General features: G+C 63.3%; 23 protein-coding genes. 11 read left to right on the forward strand and 12 right to left on the reverse strand.

The window, feature by feature from the left end:
* Positions 1-65 precede the first annotated feature (65 nt).
* Complete coding sequence (locus H040_RS08075) at positions 66-347, reverse strand: YheV family putative zinc ribbon protein (RefSeq protein ID WP_027917160.1); 282 nt, start codon at positions 345-347, stop codon at positions 66-68.
* Positions 344-2,395, reverse strand: coding sequence for an oligopeptidase A (prlC, locus tag H040_RS08080; RefSeq protein WP_027917159.1), 2,052 nt, complete (start codon positions 2,393-2,395; stop codon positions 344-346). Before prlC ends, H040_RS08075 begins: the two co-directional genes overlap by 4 nt.
* A gap of 102 nt (positions 2,396-2,497) precedes the next feature.
* On the opposite strand from prlC, the gene H040_RS08085 reads away from it, so the two are divergent.
* The gene (locus H040_RS08085; RefSeq protein ID WP_027917158.1) at positions 2,498-3,046 is read left to right on the forward strand and encodes a gamma carbonic anhydrase family protein; all 549 of its coding nucleotides are present in this window, start codon (positions 2,498-2,500) and stop codon (positions 3,044-3,046) included.
* Between the two features lie 20 nt (positions 3,047-3,066).
* Positions 3,067-3,717, forward strand: a complete 651-nt coding sequence (locus H040_RS08090; protein ID WP_027917157.1) for an HAD family hydrolase — start codon at positions 3,067-3,069, stop codon at positions 3,715-3,717.
* 125 nt (positions 3,718-3,842) lie between these two features.
* Here H040_RS08090 and H040_RS08095 read toward each other — a convergent pair whose 3' ends face one another.
* Positions 3,843-4,925: an aminopeptidase gene (locus H040_RS08095; RefSeq protein ID WP_027917156.1), complete on the reverse strand. Its 1,083-nt coding sequence runs from the start codon at positions 4,923-4,925 to the stop codon at positions 3,843-3,845.
* Positions 4,926-4,992: 67 nt separating this feature from the next.
* On the opposite strand from H040_RS08095, the gene H040_RS08100 reads away from it, so the two are divergent.
* A complete protein-coding gene (locus H040_RS08100; protein WP_027917155.1) occupies positions 4,993-5,406 on the forward strand; it encodes a PA0061/PA0062 family lipoprotein in 414 nt (137 codons plus the stop codon).
* Between the two features lie 55 nt (positions 5,407-5,461).
* Positions 5,462-5,875, forward strand: coding sequence for a PA0061/PA0062 family lipoprotein (locus H040_RS08105; RefSeq protein WP_027917154.1), 414 nt, complete (start codon positions 5,462-5,464; stop codon positions 5,873-5,875).
* A 33-nt stretch (positions 5,876-5,908) separates the two neighbouring features.
* On the opposite strand, the gene H040_RS08110 is transcribed toward H040_RS08105, so the two are convergent.
* Positions 5,909-6,142 carry a DUF1161 domain-containing protein gene (locus H040_RS08110; protein ID WP_027917153.1) on the reverse strand — a complete coding sequence of 78 codons (234 nt, stop codon included), beginning with the start codon at positions 6,140-6,142 and terminating at the stop codon, positions 5,909-5,911.
* A gap of 73 nt (positions 6,143-6,215) precedes the next feature.
* Positions 6,216-6,641, reverse strand: a complete 426-nt coding sequence (locus tag H040_RS08115; protein WP_027917152.1) for an OsmC family protein — start codon at positions 6,639-6,641, stop codon at positions 6,216-6,218.
* Positions 6,642-6,795: 154 nt separating this feature from the next.
* On the opposite strand from H040_RS08115, the gene H040_RS08120 reads away from it, so the two are divergent.
* On the forward strand, positions 6,796-7,800 hold the full coding sequence (locus H040_RS08120) for an LLM class flavin-dependent oxidoreductase (protein ID WP_027917151.1): 1,005 nt from the start codon (positions 6,796-6,798) through the stop codon (positions 7,798-7,800).
* A gap of 37 nt (positions 7,801-7,837) precedes the next feature.
* Here H040_RS08120 and H040_RS08125 read toward each other — a convergent pair whose 3' ends face one another.
* Positions 7,838-8,059 (reverse strand): DUF1161 domain-containing protein, encoded by a 222-nt coding sequence (locus H040_RS08125; RefSeq protein WP_027917150.1) that lies wholly within the window; start codon positions 8,057-8,059, stop codon positions 7,838-7,840.
* Positions 8,060-8,164: 105 nt separating this feature from the next.
* Positions 8,165-8,380, reverse strand: a complete 216-nt coding sequence (locus H040_RS08130) for a dodecin (RefSeq protein WP_027917149.1) — start codon at positions 8,378-8,380, stop codon at positions 8,165-8,167.
* Between the two features lie 150 nt (positions 8,381-8,530).
* Between H040_RS08130 and H040_RS08135 the strand changes: the two genes are divergently transcribed.
* A complete protein-coding gene (locus H040_RS08135; RefSeq protein ID WP_027917148.1) occupies positions 8,531-8,854 on the forward strand; it encodes a DUF883 family protein in 324 nt (107 codons plus the stop codon).
* Here H040_RS08135 and H040_RS08140 read toward each other — a convergent pair.
* Complete coding sequence (locus tag H040_RS08140; RefSeq protein WP_027917147.1) at positions 8,851-9,747, reverse strand: LysR family transcriptional regulator; 897 nt, start codon at positions 9,745-9,747, stop codon at positions 8,851-8,853. The genes H040_RS08135 and H040_RS08140 overlap by 4 nt on opposite strands.
* A gap of 110 nt (positions 9,748-9,857) precedes the next feature.
* Here H040_RS08140 and trpB point away from each other — a divergent pair, with 110 nt between their 5' ends.
* Positions 9,858-11,075, forward strand: coding sequence for a tryptophan synthase subunit beta (gene trpB, locus H040_RS08145; protein ID WP_027917146.1), 1,218 nt, complete (start codon positions 9,858-9,860; stop codon positions 11,073-11,075).
* Positions 11,072-11,881 (forward strand): tryptophan synthase subunit alpha, encoded by an 810-nt coding sequence (gene trpA / locus H040_RS08150; protein ID WP_027917145.1) that lies wholly within the window; start codon positions 11,072-11,074, stop codon positions 11,879-11,881. Before trpB ends, trpA begins: the two co-directional genes overlap by 4 nt.
* A 100-nt stretch (positions 11,882-11,981) precedes the next feature.
* Here the strand turns inward: trpA and H040_RS08155 are convergent, their stop codons facing one another.
* Positions 11,982-12,314 carry a DOPA 4,5-dioxygenase family protein gene (locus H040_RS08155; RefSeq protein ID WP_027917144.1) on the reverse strand — a complete coding sequence of 111 codons (333 nt, stop codon included), beginning with the start codon at positions 12,312-12,314 and terminating at the stop codon, positions 11,982-11,984.
* Between the two features lie 54 nt (positions 12,315-12,368).
* Between H040_RS08155 and H040_RS08160 the strand changes: the two genes are divergently transcribed.
* Positions 12,369-12,914, forward strand: coding sequence for an NAD(P)-dependent oxidoreductase (locus tag H040_RS08160; protein ID WP_027917143.1), 546 nt, complete (start codon positions 12,369-12,371; stop codon positions 12,912-12,914).
* 36 nt (positions 12,915-12,950) lie between these two features.
* On the opposite strand, the gene H040_RS08165 is transcribed toward H040_RS08160, so the two are convergent.
* Positions 12,951-13,850, reverse strand: a complete 900-nt coding sequence (locus H040_RS08165) for a choline sulfate utilization transcriptional regulator (RefSeq protein WP_027917142.1) — start codon at positions 13,848-13,850, stop codon at positions 12,951-12,953.
* Positions 13,851-13,958: 108 nt separating this feature from the next.
* On the opposite strand from H040_RS08165, the gene betC reads away from it, so the two are divergent.
* Positions 13,959-15,476 carry a choline-sulfatase gene (gene betC, locus H040_RS08170; protein WP_027917141.1) on the forward strand — a complete coding sequence of 506 codons (1,518 nt, stop codon included), beginning with the start codon at positions 13,959-13,961 and terminating at the stop codon, positions 15,474-15,476.
* A gap of 14 nt (positions 15,477-15,490) precedes the next feature.
* A complete protein-coding gene (choX, locus tag H040_RS08175; RefSeq protein ID WP_027917140.1) occupies positions 15,491-16,414 on the forward strand; it encodes a choline ABC transporter substrate-binding protein in 924 nt (307 codons plus the stop codon).
* Between the two features lie 120 nt (positions 16,415-16,534).
* On the opposite strand, the gene aroE is transcribed toward choX, so the two are convergent.
* Positions 16,535-17,359, reverse strand: coding sequence for a shikimate dehydrogenase (aroE, locus tag H040_RS08185; RefSeq protein WP_027917139.1), 825 nt, complete (start codon positions 17,357-17,359; stop codon positions 16,535-16,537).
* Between the two features lie 25 nt (positions 17,360-17,384).
* Positions 17,385-18,296 carry an oxygen-dependent coproporphyrinogen oxidase gene (gene hemF, locus H040_RS08190; protein WP_027917138.1) on the reverse strand — a complete coding sequence of 304 codons (912 nt, stop codon included), beginning with the start codon at positions 18,294-18,296 and terminating at the stop codon, positions 17,385-17,387.
* Positions 18,297-18,298: the final 2 nt, after the last annotated feature.

An 18,298-nucleotide genomic window follows, 5' to 3' on the forward strand; every position in this document is an offset into this window, starting at 1 on the left:
TCTACTACCGGCGAGCGGCATGGGCATGCCTGCCTGGGCACATGGCCCAGGCAGGCAAGACGGCTTTATTCAGCCGGTTTCTTCAGCTTCGGGTTAGGGAAGAACTGCACGGTCTGGACCTTGGCCGGCGTCGCCTTCGGCGCCAGCTGATTGACCCGCGTACCGAGTTCCTTGGGCACCGACAGGCCCTGCTCGTTGAGGGTGTCGGTGAAGCCACAGGCCACGCACTCGCGATGCGGCACGTCGTCTTCGCTCCACATCATCAGCTTGTCGGGCTCGCTGCACGCCGGGCACACCGCCCCGGCGATGAAGCGTTTCTTGGTCTTGTTCACAGCTACCTCGGTCATGCCGCAGCGTCCTCGGTCAGGCCACTGTGGCGCAGCAATGCATCAATGGAAGGCTCACGCCCACGGAAGTCCACGAACAGCTCCATGGGCTCACGCGAGCCGCCGCGGGCCAGGATCGCTTCGCGGAACGCACGGCCGGTCTCGGCATTCAGCACGCCTTCTTCCTCGAAGCGCGAGAAGGCGTCGGCCGACAGCACTTCAGCCCACTTGTAGCTGTAGTAGCCGGCCGCATAACCGCCAGCGAAGATGTGCGCGAAGCTATTGGGGAAGCGGTTGTACGCCGGTGGGCGCATCACCGACACCTCGTCACGCACGCCCTCGAGCACCTGCAGCACGCTGCGGCCATCGCCGTGGCTGGCGTGCAACTCGAAGTCGAACAGCGAGAACTCCAGCTGACGCACCATCATCATGCCGGACTGGAAGTTCTTCGCCGCCAGCATCTTGTCCAGCAGGTCCTGGGGCAAGGCTGCACCGGTTTCGTAATGGCCGGAGATCAGCGCCAGGCCTTCCGGCTCCCAGCACCAGTTTTCCATGAACTGGCTCGGCAGTTCGACTGCGTCCCAGGCCACACCGTTGATGCCGGAAACACCGGCGTGCTCGATGCGGGTCAGCATGTGGTGCAGGCCGTGGCCGAATTCGTGGAACAGGGTGGTGACTTCATCGTGGGTCAGCAGCGCTGGCTTGCCAGGCGCAGCCGGGGTGAAGTTGCACACCAGGTTGGCGACCGGGCTCTGCAGCTCGCCGCCAGCGGTACGGCGGCGGTCGCGGGCGCCGTCCATCCAGGCACCGCCACGCTTGTTGGCGCGGGCGTAGAGGTCGAAGAAGAAGCGGCCGACGTGCTGGCCGTTTTCCGTGATCTCGAACAGGCGAACGTCCGGGTGCCAGCTGTCGAAGCCTTTGAGTTCGGCGATCTCGATGCCGTACAGGCGCTGCACGATGCTGAACAGGCCGCTGAGCACCTTGTCGATCGGGAAGTAGGCGCGCAGGGCTTCCTGCGACACGCTGTAACGCTGCTCGCGCAGCTTTTCGCCGAAGTAGCCGGCGTCCCAGCTGGCCAGCTCGGGGGTACCCTGCTCGGCGGCGTAGGCCTTGAGCTGCTCCAGGTCCTGGGCGGCGAATGGCTTGGAACGCTTGGCCAGGTCACGCAGGAAGCTCAGCACCTGGTCGCTGGACTCGGCCATCTTGGTGGCCAGGCTCAGTTCAGCGTAGTTCGGGTAACCCAGCAATTGCGCCAGCTCCTGGCGCAGGTCGAGGATCTGCTGCATGACCGGGCCGTTGTCGAACTGGCCGGCATTCGGGCCCTGGTCCGAGGCACGGGTGCAGTAGGCGGCGTACAGCTCTTCGCGCAGGGCGCGGTCGCTGGCGTAAGTCATCACCGCATAGTAGCTGGGGAATTCCAGGGTGATCAGCCAGCCGTCGAGGCCCTTGGCCTGGGCGGCAGCGGCCATCTGCGCCTTGGCCGAATCGGTCAGGCCGGCCAGCACGGATTCGTCGGTGACGTGCTTGGTCCAGGCCTGGGTGGCGTCGAGCAGCTGATTGGAGAAGCGGCTGCCCAGCTCGCTGAGCTTACTTTGCACTTCGGCATAACGCTGCTGCTGGTCGGCCGGCAAGTCGATGCCCGACAGGCGGAAGTCACGCAGGGCGTGGTCGAGGATAGTCTTCTGCGCCACGTCGAAACCCGCGGCTTCCGGGCTGCTGAGCAACGCCTGATAGGCTTCGAACAGCGCACGGTTCTGGCCCAGTTCGGTAGAGTAGGCACTCAGCGCTGGCAGGCAAGACTCATAAGCCTCGCGCAGCTCCTGGCTGTTGCACACAGCATTTAGGTGGCTGACCGGGCTCCAGGCGGCACCCAGGCGGTCGTTCAGTTCGTCCATGGCCAGCACCAGGCCGGCCCAGGTAGGGTTGCTGCCCTGCTGTTCGAGGATCTCGGCAATGGCTTTACGGTTGTCGGCCAGGATCGCTTCGATCGCCGGCAACACGTGTTCGGCACGGATTTGCGAGAAGGGCGGCAGATCGTAGGACTGCAGAAGCGGGTTGTTCGCACTCACGGTTCGGATACCTTGGCAGGAGAAACACTGCCCCATCTTAATTACAATCGACGCCGACCGCAGCAGGCAGCCTGCCTATCGGCACAGATGAGAGACGCTATCATGGCCATCCGCAGCTTCCAGCAACACACTCCGAAAGTGGGACTCAGGGCTTTTGTCGACCGGTCGGCGGTGGTCCTGGGCGATGTGGAAATCGGTGAAGACAGCTCTATCTGGCCGCTGACGGTGGTCCGCGGCGACATGCACCGCATCCGCATTGGCGCACGCACCAGCGTGCAGGACGGCAGCGTGCTGCACATCACCCACGCAGGGCCCTTCAACCCCGACGGTTTTCCGCTGATCATCGGTGACGAGGTGACCATCGGCCACAAGGTCATGCTGCATGGCTGCACCCTGGGCAACCGCATTCTGGTCGGCATGGGCAGCACCATCATGGATGGCGCCATTGTCGAAGACGAAGTCATCATCGGTGCCGGCAGCTTGGTACCGCCCGGCAAACGCCTGGTCAGTGGCTACCTGTACATGGGCAGCCCGGTTAAACAAGTCCGCCTGCTCAACGACCAGGAGCACGCCTTCTTCCCTTACAGCGCCGGCAACTACGTCAAGCTCAAGGACCAGCACCTGGCCGAAGGCTACGACCAACCGGAATGAACCCGACTACCGAGACGCACATGCACCAGCAGAATATTCTCTTCGACCTCGACGGCACGTTGACCGACCCACGTCTGGGGATCACCCGCTCGATCCAGTACGCCTTGGCCAAGCTGGGCATCGACGAGCCCGACCTGGCCCGCCTTGAACATTTCATCGGCCCGCCTCTGCTGCAGGCTTTCATGCAGTTCTACAGCTTCGATGAAGCCAAGGCGTGGGAAGCGGTGAACTTCTACCGGGAACGATTCCGGGTCACCGGCCTGTACGAAAACCTGGTGTTCGAGGGAGTACCAGAGCTGCTCGAAGCGCTGAATGGCCAGGGCCGGAGGCTGTACATCGCCACCTCCAAACCCTGGGAATTCGCCCGTGAAATTGCCCGGCACTTCGCTTTCGACCACCACTTCAAGGTGATCTACGGTAGCGAAATGGACGGCACACGAACCAACAAGGTCGAGCTGATCCGCCACTTGCTGGACGAAGAAGGGCTCGATCCGGCGCAGACGCTGATGATCGGCGACCGCAAGCATGACCTGATCGGGGCTCGCAGCAATGGCTTGCAGGCGGTGGCGGTGGGGTATGGGTTCGGTAGCCGGGAAGAGCTGGTAGCCGAGGAGCCGGCTTTCCACTTCGCTACCGTGGCCGATATGCATCAGGCCTTTATTCAAGGCTGAGGGCCATGGGGCTGGGTTGCAGCTCTTGCGCGACACACGGCCGCTCCTACTGGAGCACGCAATCCCTTGTAGGAGCGGCCTTGTGTCGCGAAAGGGCCGCAGAGCCGCCCCAAAATCTCAAAAACTCACATCAGCCGCTGCAACGCGGCTTTCCTTTCCTCGATCGGCAACCGCCCCAAAGCCTCGACCCGCTCGTAAAACCTCCCCCAATCCCCGTTTACCTCCCGGAAGAGGGCCGCAAACGCCGGCACCCACTGGTCATAAAGCCCGAACGGCAACAGCTTGGCATTGCTCAACGGCGCATAGATCCAGGCGTCATAGCGCTTGTCGCCATTCCACTGGCTGTCCCGCACCTGCTTGTACTCAGCCCGCAAACGCTCGAACTCCGCCTGCTTGGCCTCCCGCTTGTGCGCATCGTCCTGCGGCCCGGCATAGATCGCCTGCAACCGCTCGCGGCTGGCCAGCACCAAGCGGGTGAACTGGTCGCTCTGCTGCAACTTATCCGCGCTGACCGGCGCAAGCCCACGCGCTGCACGCCATTGCCGCGTGCCTTCCTGCTCGACGAAGGTGGCAAACGACTCGTTGAACTCGGTGTCGTCCTGCACATAAAAGCGCTGATGAGCCAGCTCATGGAAGATCAGCGTGGCCAGCCGCTCATCCCCCCAGCCGACCATCGACGACAGGATCGGGTCATCGAACCAGCCCAGCGTCGAGTATGCCTCGACACCGCTCACGTACACGTCCAGGCCTTGCTGGCGCATCACCGCCGCCGCCCCCCGCGCAGCGCCCTGGCGGTAATAGCCCCGGTAAGCGACGCAGCCAGCGACGGGGAAGCAGTGAGTGACCGGCTGCAGCGACAACTCAGGTGTGGCGAACACGTTCCACACCACATAGGGGCGTTGCAGGTCGGCGTAGAGCCGGTAACTGCGGTTATCAGGCAGCTTCAGCTGTTCGCTGGCAAACAACCGTGCTTTTTCTGCATGCGCGAGGCGATCACGCAAGCGCGGGCTGCTGGCCGGGTCGGCGATCACCTGGTCCACAGGTTGGCGCGCCCGCAGCAACTGCCATTGCCCCTCGGCCAGCTGGCCGTAATACCCAAGGGTGCTGCAACCGTTCAGCAGAAAGGCACCCAGCAGCGGAACCAAACGCCTGAAAAAGCGGTCGAGTGGCCCAGGGCCTGAGCGCTTGAAAAGAACAAAGAGATCCATCTGGGGCTATCCAACTCGCTCAAGGCCTATGCGCTCCAAGACTATCTCGCCAAGGGGGAGTTTCGCCATGCGTGCACTGTTGGTCACCAGCTCATTGCTGCTGATGTCTGCCTGTTCGACCCTGCCGGACCCGGACCCGAACCTGGCCTGGGTAGACCTCACCCCTTACGGCGATACTTCGCTGGACGCCACCCAGGTGGACGAGCGCGAATGGGCCGATAGCCGCTACTTCGAAGTGCAACCCGGCAGCCACGAGCTGACCGTGCGCTACCAGTTCCCGGTCACGCCGAGCAATATCGGCCCGGTCGACGAGCCACTGTGGCGTGATTGCCAGGTCAAGCTGACCTTCAAGGACTTCAGCGCCGGCCAGCGCTACCAGCTGCATGCCGGCAGTATCGGCTTCCGCCCATGGATCAAACTCTACGACCACCAGCAGAAGCTGGTCGGTCAGGGCCTGCCAGCAGGTTGCCAACGCACCTGAACGACACAAACGGCGCTATGCTTGTAACTCGTGTATCGCGAGTGGGAGTTTTGCCATGCGCCAGCCCATGATGCTGATCGCCCTCAGTGCACTGGGGGCTTGCGCCAGCCCCTTGCCCCCCGTCGACCCCAGCAAGGCCTGGGTCGATCTCTACACCGTCACCCCTGGCCGCCTGCTGATGGCCGACCGCCTGGATGGTCAGCGCCTGGACGATGGCCGCTACTTCCAGATAACCCCCGGCAAACATGAACTGGTGGTGCGGTTCGATTACGAGATCTATGCCGGCGGCATGCTCACCAGCCCGAAAGATCGTACCTGTTACCTGACTGTACGCTTCGATGACTTCAAGGCGGGTGAACGCTATCGGCTAGAGGCGCGAGCGCCAGTGATGGACCCGCAGGTGCTGCTATACGACGCCAGTCGCAAGGTGGTGGTGAACGAGCCGAGCGACGTGTTCTGCATTCCGTAACAAACACTGGGGCCGCAATGCGGCCCCAGTCATTCAACGATCGTTTTTCTGGTAAATGATCTTCTTCGTCCCGCCATCGCAAGTACCGACGATCATGTTCTGATCCTTGACCTCACTGTTGGGCACGATTTCCAAGGTGTAGGACGTGACACCCTGGGCCTGGATCTTGGCTTCGATCTCAGCCTTGAGTTCTTCGCACGGTTTCACCGCCGCCAATGCAGAAGTGGCCACAAGCGAAGCCAGCACGGCGATTGCTACGCGAATCATGGAACGGCTCCTGGCAAGGCAGCTGCGCTGCCGACGCTGTTTAGACTACAGCAAACCGCCGCCGTTGCGCCGCCTAGCCCACCAACGTGGCGTCCAGGCTGATCTTTGCATTCAGCACCTTCGACACCGGGCAACCGGCCTTGGCCTTGTTGGCGATTTCGAGGAACTGCGCCTCGCTGGCCCCTGGCACCTTGGCCTTGAGAATCAGGTGCACGGCAGTGATGGCAAAGCCGTCGGGTTGTTTGTCCAGCGTGACTTCAGCAATGGTATCGATGCGATCCGCAGTCAACCCGGCCTCACCGAGCATCATCGACAGCGCCATCGAGAAGCAACCCGCATGGGCCGCGCCAATCAGCTCTTCCGGGTTGGTCCCGGGCGAGCCCTCGAAACGGGTATTGAAACCGTATGGGTTCTGCTTGAGTGCACCACTTTCAGTTGAAAGCAGGCCTTTGCCATCCTTCAGGCCACCTTGCCAGATCGCCGATGCTGTCTTTTTCATGATGCCTCCTGGTCGTAGGGTTACTTACCTACATTTTCGAGGTCAGCGTCCTACAGCAAGTTCAGAGCAATCGCGCAGTGAGCATTGAATCCTCCAAATCTGCCCATACACAGTCAAAAGGGCCTGCGGGCCAACCACTCTTGCGGAGGCTCCGATGACGCAGCTGCGTGACCTGAAGATTTCTACCCTCGACCTGGTGCCAGTGCGCGCCGACAAAGGCCCGGCGCAATCACTGCACAACTCGCTGGACCTGGCCCGGCATGTCGAACGGTTTGGCTACAACCGCTTCTGGGTGGCCGAGCACCACAACATGGACGGCATCGCCAGTTCGGCCACTTCGGTGCTGATCGGCTACTTGGCAGGAGGAACTTCGACCATCCGTGTCGGTTCCGGCGGCATCATGCTACCCAACCATGCGCCGCTGGTGATTGCCGAGCAGTTCGGCACATTGGCCAGCCTGTATCCCGGGCGTATCGACTTGGGCCTTGGCCGCGCGCCTGGCTCCGACCAGATGACGGCCTACGCCTTGCGCCGCGACCGCGCTGGCAGCGCCGACGATTTCCCGGATGACGTCGAGGAGCTGTCGCGCTACCTCGGCCCGCGCACCGATGATCAAAAAGTGATCGCCGTACCCGGCCACGACACCGACGTGCCCCTGTGGCTGCTTGGTTCCAGCCTGTTCAGCGCCCAACTGGCAGGCATGCGCGGCATGCCGTACGCCTTTGCCTCGCACTTCGCCCCGCGCTACATGCATGAGGCGATCCGCATCTATCGCGCCCACTTCAAGCCATCAACCACGCTGGACAAGCCCTATGTGATGCTGGGCATTCCGATGGTCGTGGCAGACACCGACGAGCAGGCCGAGTACCTGGCCACCTCGGTATACCAGCGCATCCTGGCGTTGATTCGCGGACAAAGCCTGATGCAGAAACCACCTGTGCCGAGCATGGATGGGCTGTGGTTACCCCATGAGCGTGACGCGGTGGGAAGTTTCCTGGGCCTGGCGATGATCGGCAGCCCGCAGAAGGTCAGGGCCAAGGTGGAGGTGCTGCTGGAGCAGACCGGGGCGGATGAACTGATCTTTACCTGTGACTTGTATGAGCATGCGGACCGGATCCGGTCCTATGAGCTGATGGCGCAGGCCTTGAAAAGCGATTGACCTTCTTCGCGGGTAACCCCGCGAAGAATGCAACGCATCAGCCACGGCGGTAGACAATCTCCTTGCTACCGCCCTCACAGCTGCCTATCACCTTGCCGGCCGGCTCGCCCTTGTTGACGACCTCCAGCTTGTAGCCCTTCACACCCTTGGCATCCAGCTTCGCTGCGATCTCCGCCTTGAGCTCTTCGCACGGTTTCCCGGCCGCCATCGCACCGCCCGCCAAAGCCATCAAACCCACAGCCAGCATCAGTTTCTTCATCGATCGCATTCCTTGTACAGATGAGAAAAGACCAAAAGGGCGCCGCTGAGGCGCCCTCCGGAGTTATAACGCCATCACGCCAGGCTATTCCAGCCCGGGAATGTTTCAGCTGTTGGCGATACGGAAGCCAACCTTCAGCGTGACCTGGAAATGCGCCGCTTTGTTATCGCGGATATGGCCACGGGTCTCGACCACTTCGAACCACTCCAGGTGTTTGATGCTCTTGCCGGCTTCGGCCAAGGCATTGTTGATCGCCTCTTCGATACTGGTGGCAGACGAACCCACCAGCTCGATCTTCTTGTAGGTGTGATGATCGGTCATGAGCGCTCTCCTTGGGTGACAGTGAAATTGAGCCTAGCAGCGCAGGCCTGGTTTACCTGCGAGCCGCCGCCTTTCGATAAAGTTCGATCGCACTTTCCCGTAGCCCGGGGGTCGCAATCCTTACAGCCCATACTGCAAAGGAGAGTCAACATGCACCGCAACTCGCTGCGTAAAACGTCCCTGGAAAGCATGGAAGCGGAGATCGAAAGCCTCCTGAAAAGCCTGGAGAACCTGAAGCACGATGCGTCCGAGGAAACCCAGAAGTCAGTGAAGGCCATGCGCAGCAACGCCGAAAGCGCGCTGCGCCACTCGCGCAGCCTGATCAGCGATGCCTATGAAGAAGTCAAAGAGCGCACCCGCCAGACCGGCATCGCCACCCGCGACTACGCCCAGGAGCACCCGTACACCACAGCGGGCGTTGCCATAGGCGCGCTGGGCCTGCTGGCGGCGTACCTGCTGTGCAAGCGCAACTAAGCGCTCTGCCTGGCCAGCTCGGCGCGTAGCCACTGCGCCAGCTGCTCGGCGCGCCCGTCTGCGGCGCGCCGGGGCACCCACAGCGCCAGCGCGGCAGGGGTCGGCGAAAAACCCCAAGGTGCACTCAAGCGGCCTGCCCGCAAGTCATCGGCCACCAGGGGTTGTGGCGCAATCGCGACACCCAGGCCGGCAACCGCCGCCTCCAGCAAGTAATACAAATGCTCGAACGCCTGGCCGTACTTCAACGAGCCAGCCTCCAGGCCTTGTTCTGCCACCCAGGTTGGCCAAGCCTGCGGCCGCGAAGTGGTATGCAGCAGGGCTTCATCCAGCAGGGCTTTGGCGGGTGCGGCCTGCAAGCGGTCGAAGCCGGCGAAGTGTGGGCTCAGCACAGGGCCGATGCGCTCCTTCGCCAGCACGTGGACCTGCATGTCCGCCGGCCACGGCGGTTCGGCATACACCAGCAACGCATCCAGCCCCGGCCGACGGGGATCGAGATCGCCTTCGCCTGCCGACAGGTGCAGGCGCAGTTCGGGCAGGTCAGCCTTCAACCGCCCCAATCGGGGGATGAACCAACGCGCCAGCAAGCTGCCGGAACAACCCAGCACGAACGGTGCCTCGCTCACATCCCGGCTCAACTCAGCGCACACACTGCGCAGGCGGTCGAACGCCTCACCACTTGCGTCACGCAGGCGCACCCCGGCATCTGTGAGTTTGATGCCGCGCCCGTCCTTGACGAACAGGGCCACGCCCAGGTGCTCTTCCAGCACCTTGATCTGCCGGCTGACGGCGCCGTGGGTGACGTGCAGCGCCTCGGCCGCCTGGCTGACACTGTTGAGCCTGGCAGTGGCCTCGAAGGCCCGCAGGGCATTGAGAGGAGGGAGGTCGTGGGCCATTTTACCTGTGAGTTTTTCTGACGAGTTTGCGCAATCTTATCGGTTTTCAGCCGGGCTTGCCGTGGTTAGAGTAAAGCCCATCACCCATTCATTACGCCCTGGAGCGCCCCATGACCCAGTCCCAATACCGTCCCGGCCCCGACGCCAACGGCCTGTTCGGCTCATTCGGCGGCCGCTACGTGGCCGAAACCCTGATGCCGCTGGTGCTGGACCTGGCCCGCGAATACGAAGCGGCCAAGGCCGACCCGAAGTTCCTCGAAGAGCTCGCCTACTTCCAGCGCGACTACATCGGCCGCCCGAACCCGCTGTACTTCGCCGAACGCCTGACCGAGCACTGCGGCGGTGCGAAGATCTTCTTCAAGCGTGAAGAACTCAACCACACCGGCGCGCACAAGGTGAACAACTGCATCGGCCAGGTGCTGCTGGCCAAGCGCATGGGCAAGAAGCGCCTGATCGCTGAAACCGGCGCCGGCATGCACGGCGTGGCCACCGCCACCGTTGCTGCACGCTTTGGCCTGCCCTGCGTGATCTACATGGGTGCCACCGACATCGAGCGCCAGCAGGCCAACGTGTTCCGCATGAAGCTGCTGGGAGCAGAGATCGTCCCGGTCACCGCGGGTACCGGTACCCTGAAAGACGCCATGAACGAGGCCCTGCGCGACTGGGTCACCAACGTCGACGACACCTTCTACCTGATCGGCACCGTGGCCGGCCCACACCCGTACCCGGCGATGGTCCGCGATTTCCAGTCGATCATCGGCAAGGAAACCCGCGCCCAGCTGCAAGAGAAGGAAGGCCGCCTGCCGGACAGCCTGATCGCCTGCGTTGGCGGTGGCTCCAACGCCATGGGCCTGTTCCATGAGTTCCTCGAAGAACCGAGCGTGCAGATCATCGGCGTCGAAGCCGGTGGCCACGGCGTGCACACCGACAAGCACGCCGCCAGCCTGAACGGCGGCGTACCGGGCGTGCTGCACGGCAACCGTACCTACCTGCTGCAGGACGATGACGGCCAGATCACCGACGCCCACTCGATTTCCGCCGGCCTCGACTACCCGGGCATCGGCCCGGAGCACGCCTACCTGCACGAAGTGAAGCGCGTCGAATACGTCAGCATCACCGACGACGAAGCGCTGGATGCGTTCCATGCCACCTGCCGCCTGGAAGGCATCATTCCGGCGCTGGAAAGCTCCCATGCCCTGGCCGAAGCGATCAAGCGCGCACCGAACCTGCCCAAGGATCACCTGATGGTGATCTGCCTGTCCGGCCGCGGCGACAAAGACATGCAAACCGTGATGAACCACATGGCAGCCCAGGAGAAACAGGCATGAGCCGTCTTGAACAACGCTTCGCCGAGCTGAAGGCCGAAGGCCGCTCCGCGCTGGTCACCTTCGTCACTGCTGGCGACCCGGGCTACGACGCTTCGCTGCAGATCCTCAAGGGCCTGCCGGCTGCCGGCGCCGATGTGATCGAACTGGGCATGCCGTTCACCGACCCGATGGCCGACGGCGTGGCCATCCAGCTCGCCACCCTGCGCGCCCTGGAAGCCGGCCAGACCCTGGCCAAGACCCTGCAGATGGTTCGCGAATTCCGTGTGGATAACCACACCACGCCGATCGTGCTGATGGGCTACTACAACCCCATCCATCGCTTCGGTGTGGATAAGTTCGTCGCCGAAGCCAAGGCAGCTGGCGTCGATGGCCTGATCATCGTCGACCTGCCGCCCGAGCACGACGCCGAGCTGGCCACCCCGGCCCAGGCTGCGGGCATCGACTTCATCCGCCTGACCACTCCGACTACAGACGATGCGCGCCTGCCGCGTGTGCTGGAGCGCAGCTCCGGCTTTGTCTACTACGTGTCAGTGGCTGGGGTGACCGGCGCCGGATCCGCAACTACCGAGCACGTGACCGAGGCAATTGCCCGCCTGCGTCGGCATACCGACCTGCCGATCAGCGTTGGTTTCGGTATTCGTACGCCGGAGCAGGCTGCCGCGATCGCACGCCTGGCCGATGGTGTGGTGGTGGGTTCGGCGCTGGTCGACAAGATTGCCCAGGCCAAGGAGCCCGGTCAGGCCGTCCATGACGTGCTGAGCCTGTGCTCGGCACTGGCCGAAGGCGTGCGCGGCGCCCGCCGCTGAACCGCGTTGCCTGCTTCGCGGGCACGCCCGCTCCCACAGTGACTGCGCCGCTCTCGAAGGCTGTGCAGTACCTGTGGGAGCGGGCTTTGACGCGAAGAAGCTAGCCGCCAAATATCGTGAGATTCAAAGGCCGCACAGCCCCCATCCAGATCGCATGATCGCGGTGATCCGCCAACTCATCACCCGTGAGCGGATGCAGAAACACCACTAGTCCCTTCCGATACAGCGCCAACCAAGGCAACACCACCCCCACGAATTCCGGCTCGAAGGCCAGCTGGCAGCTCCAGTCCGGGTGCGGTCCGACCGGTTTCTGGTGCATGCGCCCCATGGTCACGGGAAACAACCGCGCCGCCTCCTCGCACAGCTCGCGGGCCTGCTCGAGGGTGGATGCGTCGTAGTAAATGTGGGCGTGGTAACCCTTGATCCTCTGCACGATAACTCCTGATTGCGGTCCAACCATCACCCCACTTGCAAAGAGAGTGATGCGGTGAAAAATGCCGAAACCCCAGTGTTCAAACTGGTGCTGTTCGGGGCTGAAAGCAGCCTGGGCAACGCCCTGACGACCGAGCTGCTGGCGCGCCAGCATGAGGTCATTGCGGTGGTTGACGACCTCAACCGCCATACGCCTCGCCCTGGCCTGCATTTGAAGATAGGCGCGCTGGACGATGCCGACCAGGTAGAGCAGGGCGCAGCCGGGGGTTCGGCGGTGATTGCCCTGCTGGCGCCGGGAGATCTGGCAGCGCAGGCGCGGATGAGCGAAGCGCTGATGGCCGGGCTGGCCCGCACGACTATACGCCGGCTGTTGCTGGTGGGCGATTTCGACGTGCTGGATGTGCCGGGCGACTATGGCGAGGCCGAACGTGAATGTGCGGATCAGGTAGTCGACGGGCTGCAGCGCAGCGCATTGCGCTGGACATTGATCAACAGGCCGCGAACGCTGGCGGATGAGGGCTTGGCACGTGTGGCGGCGGGGATGGTGGACATTCTGGAGCTGGACCTGCATCGGGGCGAGCATTTGAACTTCGTGGTCTAGATTGCCGGCGATGGGCCACAAAGCGGCCCCGGGATGTCACAGGCTGCGCTCTTGCTCCAGCCAATCCACAAACCGCTCGATCAATGCCCCACGCCGCTTGCGCGGCGGCAGCACCGCGTAATAGCCCCGAGCCGAGCGCAAACTCCCCTGCAAAGGCCGGCACAGCAACCCCTGCTCCACCAGCCCATCCACCAGATGCCCCCAGCCAATGGCAACCCCCTGGCCAGCAATCGCCGCCTGAATCAGCAATGTGTAGTTGTCGAACCGCAACTGCCCAGTCGGCGGCGGGCTGGCCACGCCAAACCCGCGAAACACCCCCGCCCAATCAAACCAGCGGCTGGCCTGCTCGCCGCGTAAGTGGAGCAACGGCAACCGCTGCAAAGCCACGGCTGACAAGGGTTTGCCATGAGTCAGTCGCGGGCTGCAGACCGGGAAAACCTCTTCGTCGAACAACCATCGGCTCTCGCCCTGGTGAAAGCGCCCATCGCCAAACAGCACCGCCACATCGATATCCGGGCGCAGCATCCCCTGGCTGCGCTCACCGGTCACCAGGCTAACGTCCACCTGTGGATAAGCTTCGTGAAAGCGCTGCAGCCGAGGCATCAGCCAGAACGCCGCGAAAGCAAAGTCCGTGGCCACTTGAAGCACTTCGCGCTGGCCGCGCCCACTGGCCAGGGCGATGCCGTCATCCATAGCCTGCAAACCTTGATGCACCTGCTCGAACAGCAGCTGGCCTGCCTCGGTCAGCTCAATGCCGCGGTAGATCCGATCGAACAGGCGTGTGCCCAGCTGCGCCTCCAGGCGCTTTACCTGCTGGCTCACCGCCGGCTGGGTGGTTCCAAGCGCCAACGCCGCCGCCGTGAAACCGCGCAGCCGGGCAGCGGCCTCGAACACACGCAAGGTATCCAGCGACAACTCGGCAAGGTGGTCAAACATAAGCTCAGCTAATCCCAGACATTGCCCGCCATGGGCTTTACCCATGTTATCCACAGTCGCATCTTGGTAGGCAAGCGGTTCGCATAATCCTCAACGATGGAAGCCACCATGACGCGCCCGAATATCCTGTTCATCATGGCCGACCAGATGGCCGCGCCCCTGCTGCCGATCTACGGCCCTTCGCCGATTCAGATGCCACATCTCAGCCGCCTCGCTGAACAGGCGGTAGTGTTCGATTCGGCCTACTGCAACAGCCCACTGTGCGCTCCGTCGCGCTTCACCTTGGTCAGCGGGCAGCTGCCGAGCCGTATCGGCGCCTACGACAACGCGGCCGACTTCCCCGCAGACGTACCCACTTATGCACACTACTTGCGCCGCCTGGGTTACCGCACCGCGCTCTCGGGCAAGATGCACTTCTGTGGCCCGGACCAGTTGCACGGCTACGAGGAGCGCCTGACCAGCGACATCTATCCGGCCGACTACGGCTGGGCAGTGAACTGGGATGAACCCGACGTGCGCCCGAGCTGGTATCACAACATGTCCTCGGTGCTGCAGGCCGGGCCCTGCGTGCGCACCAACCAGCTGGATTTCGACGAGGAAGTGGTGTTCAAGGCGCGCCAGTACCTCTACGACCATGTGCGCGAGAACGATGGCCGACCGTTCTGCCTTACTGTGTCCATGACTCACCCGCACGATCCGTACACCATCCCCAAACGCTACTGGGATCGCTACGCGGCTGTGGATATCCCCATGCCCCGCGCCGAATTCAGCCAGGCAGAACTGGACCCGCACTCGCAGCGCCTGCTCAAGGTCTACGACCTGTGGAACACGCCGCTGCCTGTGGACAAGATTCGCGATGCCCGCCGTGCCTACTTCGGCGCCTGCAGCTACATCGACGACAACATCGGTCAGCTGCTGCAGACCCTGGAAGAATGCAACCTGGCCGACGACACCCTGATCGTGTTCTCCGGCGACCACGGTGACATGCTCGGCGAGCGCGGGCTCTGGTACAAGATGCACTGGTTCGAGATGTCGGCCCGTGTGCCGCTGCTGGTGCATGCACCCAAGCGCTTCGCCGCAAGCCGCATCAGCGCCTCGGTATCGACCTGCGACTTGCTGCCGACCCTGGTCGAACTGGCCGGCGGTGCTGTGGATAACCATCTGCACCTGGACGGCCGCTCGCTCCTCGGCCACCTGCAAGGGCAGGGCGGCCACGACGAGGTGATCGGCGAATACATGGCCGAAGGCACCGTCGGCCCGCTGATGATGATCCGCCGTGGGCCTTACAAATTCGTGTACAGCGAAGACGACCCTTGCTTACTCTACGACCTGAGCCGCGACCCGCACGAGCGGGAGAACCTCACCAGCAGCCCGGACCACCAGGTGCTGCTGCAGGCATTTGTCGATGAAGCACACCAGCGCTGGGATATCCCCAGCCTGCGCCAGCAAGTTCTGGCCAGCCAGCGCCGCCGGCGCCTGGTGGCCGAGGCGCTGGCCATCGGCAAGCTGACAAGCTGGGACCACCAACCGTGGGTGGACGCCAGCCAACAGTACATGCGCAACCATATCGATCTCGACGACCTCGAGCGCAAGGCACGTTATCCACAGCCCGCCCCCATGGATTGAGAAGAGAGGCCGCCATGCAGAAGTTCTCCACCGTCGTGTTCGCCCTGGCTCTGGCCACCGCCACGGCCCACGCCGCAGACAACGACACACAATGCAGCACCGTGAAGATGGCCGACCCCGGCTGGAGCGATATCGCCTCGACCAACGCCGTGGCCCGGCTGCTGCTGGAAAGCCTGGGCTACCAGGTGAAGATCGACAGCCTGGCCGTGCCGATCATCTATGGCGGCCTCAAGGACGGGCGGGTCGATGCCTTCCTTGGCAACTGGATGCCGGCGCAGCAAGGCTTCCATGACAAGTTCATCGCCAATGGCGATGTGCAGCCGTTGTCGCGCAACCTGGAAGGCACAGAGTTCACCCTGGCGGTGCCGGATTACGTGTGGAATGCCGGGGTGAAAGACTTCGCCGACCTGCAGAAGTACGCCGACCAGTTCGACAAGAAGCTGTACGGCATCGGCTCCGGCGCGCCAGCGAACCTGTCGCTGAAGGAAATCATCGACAAGAACGAATTCAACCTGGGCCAGTGGAAGCTGGTGGAATCCAGTGAGCAGGCGATGCTGGCGCAGGTGGATAGGGCGGTGAAGAAACAGCAGTTCATCACCTTCCTCGGCTGGACGCCGCATCCGATGAACGTGAAGTTGAAGATGCACTACCTGACTGGCGGCGAGAAGTGGTTCGGCAGCAAGGGCGAGGTGTTCACCCTGACCCGCAAGGGTTATCCACAAGCCTGCCCGAATGCGGCAAAGCTGCTGGGCAACCTGAGTTTCACCCTGGACATGGAAAACACCATCATGGCCGAGGTTGTGGATAAGAAGATCAACTTCGATGAGGCGGCCAAGGCTTGGGTGAAGCAGCACCCCGAGCAGCTGGAAGGGTGGTTGGCTGGGGTAACCACCAAATCCGGTGGCAATGCCTTGGAGGCCGTCAAAGCCAAGCTTTGACCCCCGCCCCTGGTGGGAGCGGGTTTACCCGCGAAGAATCCAGCTCGGTGCATGGCACCGGCTTCGCCGGTGTTCGCGGGTAAACCCGCTCCCACAGGGAGTGGGCAATCCCGGAAGAGATCAGCCCCGAGCCAGTTGCCGGCGCAGTTCAGCCAACACTGGTGCCGTATCCGGGCGCACTCCGCGCCAGATGAAGAACGCCTCAGCTGCCTGCTCGGCCAGCATGCCCAGCCCATCCAGCACCTTGGCCGCACCCAGCTTCTCAGCCCACTGGCAGAAGGGCGTGGGCTCTTTGCCATACATCATGTCGTAGCACACCGTGCGCCCAGCCTCGACCAGGCTGTCGGCAATCGGCGGCAACTCACCGGCCAGGCTCGCCGACGTGGCATTGATGATCACGTCCACTGGCTCCTGCAGCCAGGCAAACCCGCTGGCCACCACCGGCCCCAGTTCATCGAACTCCCGTGCCAGTTGCTCGGCCTTCTCCAAGGTACGGTTGGCAATCACCAGCGACTGTGGCTGGTGCGCCAGGATCGGCTCCAGCACGCCACGCACGGCACCGCCAGCACCCAGGATGAGAATGCGCTTGCCGGCAAGTTCGACCCCGGCGTTCACCGTCAAGTCGCGTACCAGGCCAGCGCCGTCGGTGTTGTCGCCCTGCAGCGTGCCGTCGGCCAGCTTGCTCAGCGTGTTCACCGCACCCGCACGCTGGGCACGCGGGGTGAGGCTGTCGCACAGGCGGTAGGCCTCTTCCTTGAACGGTACGGTGACGTTGCCGCCGCTGCCTTGCTTGAAGAAGCCGCGCGCGCAATCGCTGAACTCGTCCAGCGGTGCCAGCAGCGTGGCGTATTCAAGGTCCTGGCCGGTCTGTTCAGCGAACAGGCGGTGGATCAGCGGCGATTTGCTGTGGCCGATGGGGTTGCCGAAAACAACGTACTGGTCCATGACGATTCCTTTTTTATCCACAGGCTTACTGGCCCAGCCAGTCGCGATCCTGCAGGAAGTATTCGGTCAGGCGTGCTTCCTCGCTGCCGGGTGCGGCCTTCCAGTCGTAGCCCCAGCGCACTTGCGGCGGCAGCGACATGAGGATCGACTCGGTACGGCCACCGGACTGCAGGCCGAACAGGGTGCCACGGTCGTAGACCAGGTTGAACTCCACGTAACGGCCGCGGCGGTATTCCTGGAACTCGCGCTGCTGCGGCGTGAAGGGGGTGTTCTTGCGGCGCTGGACGATCGGCAGGTAGGCCTCGACATAGGCATCACCGATGGCACGCAGGAAAGCGAAGCAGGTGTCGAAGTCCCACTCGTTCAGGTCGTCGAAGAACAGGCCGCCGATGCCACGCGGCTCGCCGCGGTGTTTGAGGTGGAAGTAGCGGTCGCACCAGGCCTTGTAGCGCGGGTACACGTCAGCGCCGAATGGCGCGCAGGCCTGCTCTGCCACGCGGTGCCAATGGATGCAGTCTTCCTCAACGCCGTAGTAGGGGGTCAGGTCGAACCCGCCGCCGAACCACCAGACCGCCTCTTCACCTTCCTTCTCGGCAATGAAGAAACGCACGTTGGCGTGGGACGTCGGCACATGCGGGTTGCGTGGGTGGATCACCAGCGACACGCCCAGGGCCTCGAAGCCACGGCCCGCCAGTTCCGGGCGGTGGGCGCTGGCCGACGGCGGCAGGCCGGCGCCGAATACGTGGGAGAAGTTGACCCCGCCTTTCTCGATCAGCTTACCGTCACCGATCACCCGCGTGCGGCCCCCGCCACCGGCTTCGCGCACCCAGGCGTCCTCGACGAAGCGGGCGCCGCCGTCTTCGGCTTCGAGGGCAGAGCAGATGCGGTCTTGCAGGTCGAGCAGGTAGGCTTTCACGGCCTCGGTGCGGCTAGTCATCG

Origin of the sequence: Pseudomonas sp. URMO17WK12:I7 (assembly GCF_003269045.1) — a bacterium.
Lineage (GTDB): Bacteria > Pseudomonadota > Gammaproteobacteria > Pseudomonadales > Pseudomonadaceae > Aquipseudomonas > Aquipseudomonas putida_J.

Bases quoted from the DNA above. Each gene is read 5' to 3' on its own strand.
- trpB (WP_027917146.1), top strand. From the start codon at position 9,858: ATGACCCAGTCCCAATACCGTCCCGGCCCCGACGCCAACGGCCTGTTC.
- aroE (WP_027917139.1), bottom strand. From the start codon at position 17,359: ATGGACCAGTACGTTGTTTTCGGCAACCCCATCGGCCACAGCAAATCG.
- betC (WP_027917141.1), top strand. From the start codon at position 13,959: ATGACGCGCCCGAATATCCTGTTCATCATGGCCGACCAGATGGCCGCG.
- H040_RS08105 (WP_027917154.1), top strand. From the start codon at position 5,462: ATGCGCCAGCCCATGATGCTGATCGCCCTCAGTGCACTGGGGGCTTGC.
- H040_RS08120 (WP_027917151.1), top strand. From the start codon at position 6,796: ATGACGCAGCTGCGTGACCTGAAGATTTCTACCCTCGACCTGGTGCCA.
- choX (WP_027917140.1), top strand. From the start codon at position 15,491: ATGCAGAAGTTCTCCACCGTCGTGTTCGCCCTGGCTCTGGCCACCGCC.
- H040_RS08130 (WP_027917149.1), bottom strand. From the start codon at position 8,380: ATGACCGATCATCACACCTACAAGAAGATCGAGCTGGTGGGTTCGTCT.
- H040_RS08165 (WP_027917142.1), bottom strand. From the start codon at position 13,850: ATGTTTGACCACCTTGCCGAGTTGTCGCTGGATACCTTGCGTGTGTTC.
- H040_RS08110 (WP_027917153.1), bottom strand. From the start codon at position 6,142: ATGATTCGCGTAGCAATCGCCGTGCTGGCTTCGCTTGTGGCCACTTCT.
- H040_RS08085 (WP_027917158.1), top strand. From the start codon at position 2,498: ATGGCCATCCGCAGCTTCCAGCAACACACTCCGAAAGTGGGACTCAGG.
- H040_RS08125 (WP_027917150.1), bottom strand. From the start codon at position 8,059: ATGAAGAAACTGATGCTGGCTGTGGGTTTGATGGCTTTGGCGGGCGGT.
- H040_RS08135 (WP_027917148.1), top strand. From the start codon at position 8,531: ATGCACCGCAACTCGCTGCGTAAAACGTCCCTGGAAAGCATGGAAGCG.
- H040_RS08100 (WP_027917155.1), top strand. From the start codon at position 4,993: ATGCGTGCACTGTTGGTCACCAGCTCATTGCTGCTGATGTCTGCCTGT.
- H040_RS08095 (WP_027917156.1), bottom strand. From the start codon at position 4,925: ATGGATCTCTTTGTTCTTTTCAAGCGCTCAGGCCCTGGGCCACTCGAC.
- hemF (WP_027917138.1), bottom strand. From the start codon at position 18,296: ATGACTAGCCGCACCGAGGCCGTGAAAGCCTACCTGCTCGACCTGCAA.
- trpA (WP_027917145.1), top strand. From the start codon at position 11,072: ATGAGCCGTCTTGAACAACGCTTCGCCGAGCTGAAGGCCGAAGGCCGC.
- H040_RS08140 (WP_027917147.1), bottom strand. From the start codon at position 9,747: ATGGCCCACGACCTCCCTCCTCTCAATGCCCTGCGGGCCTTCGAGGCC.
- H040_RS08075 (WP_027917160.1), bottom strand. From the start codon at position 347: ATGACCGAGGTAGCTGTGAACAAGACCAAGAAACGCTTCATCGCCGGG.
- H040_RS08090 (WP_027917157.1), top strand. From the start codon at position 3,067: ATGCACCAGCAGAATATTCTCTTCGACCTCGACGGCACGTTGACCGAC.
- H040_RS08115 (WP_027917152.1), bottom strand. From the start codon at position 6,641: ATGAAAAAGACAGCATCGGCGATCTGGCAAGGTGGCCTGAAGGATGGC.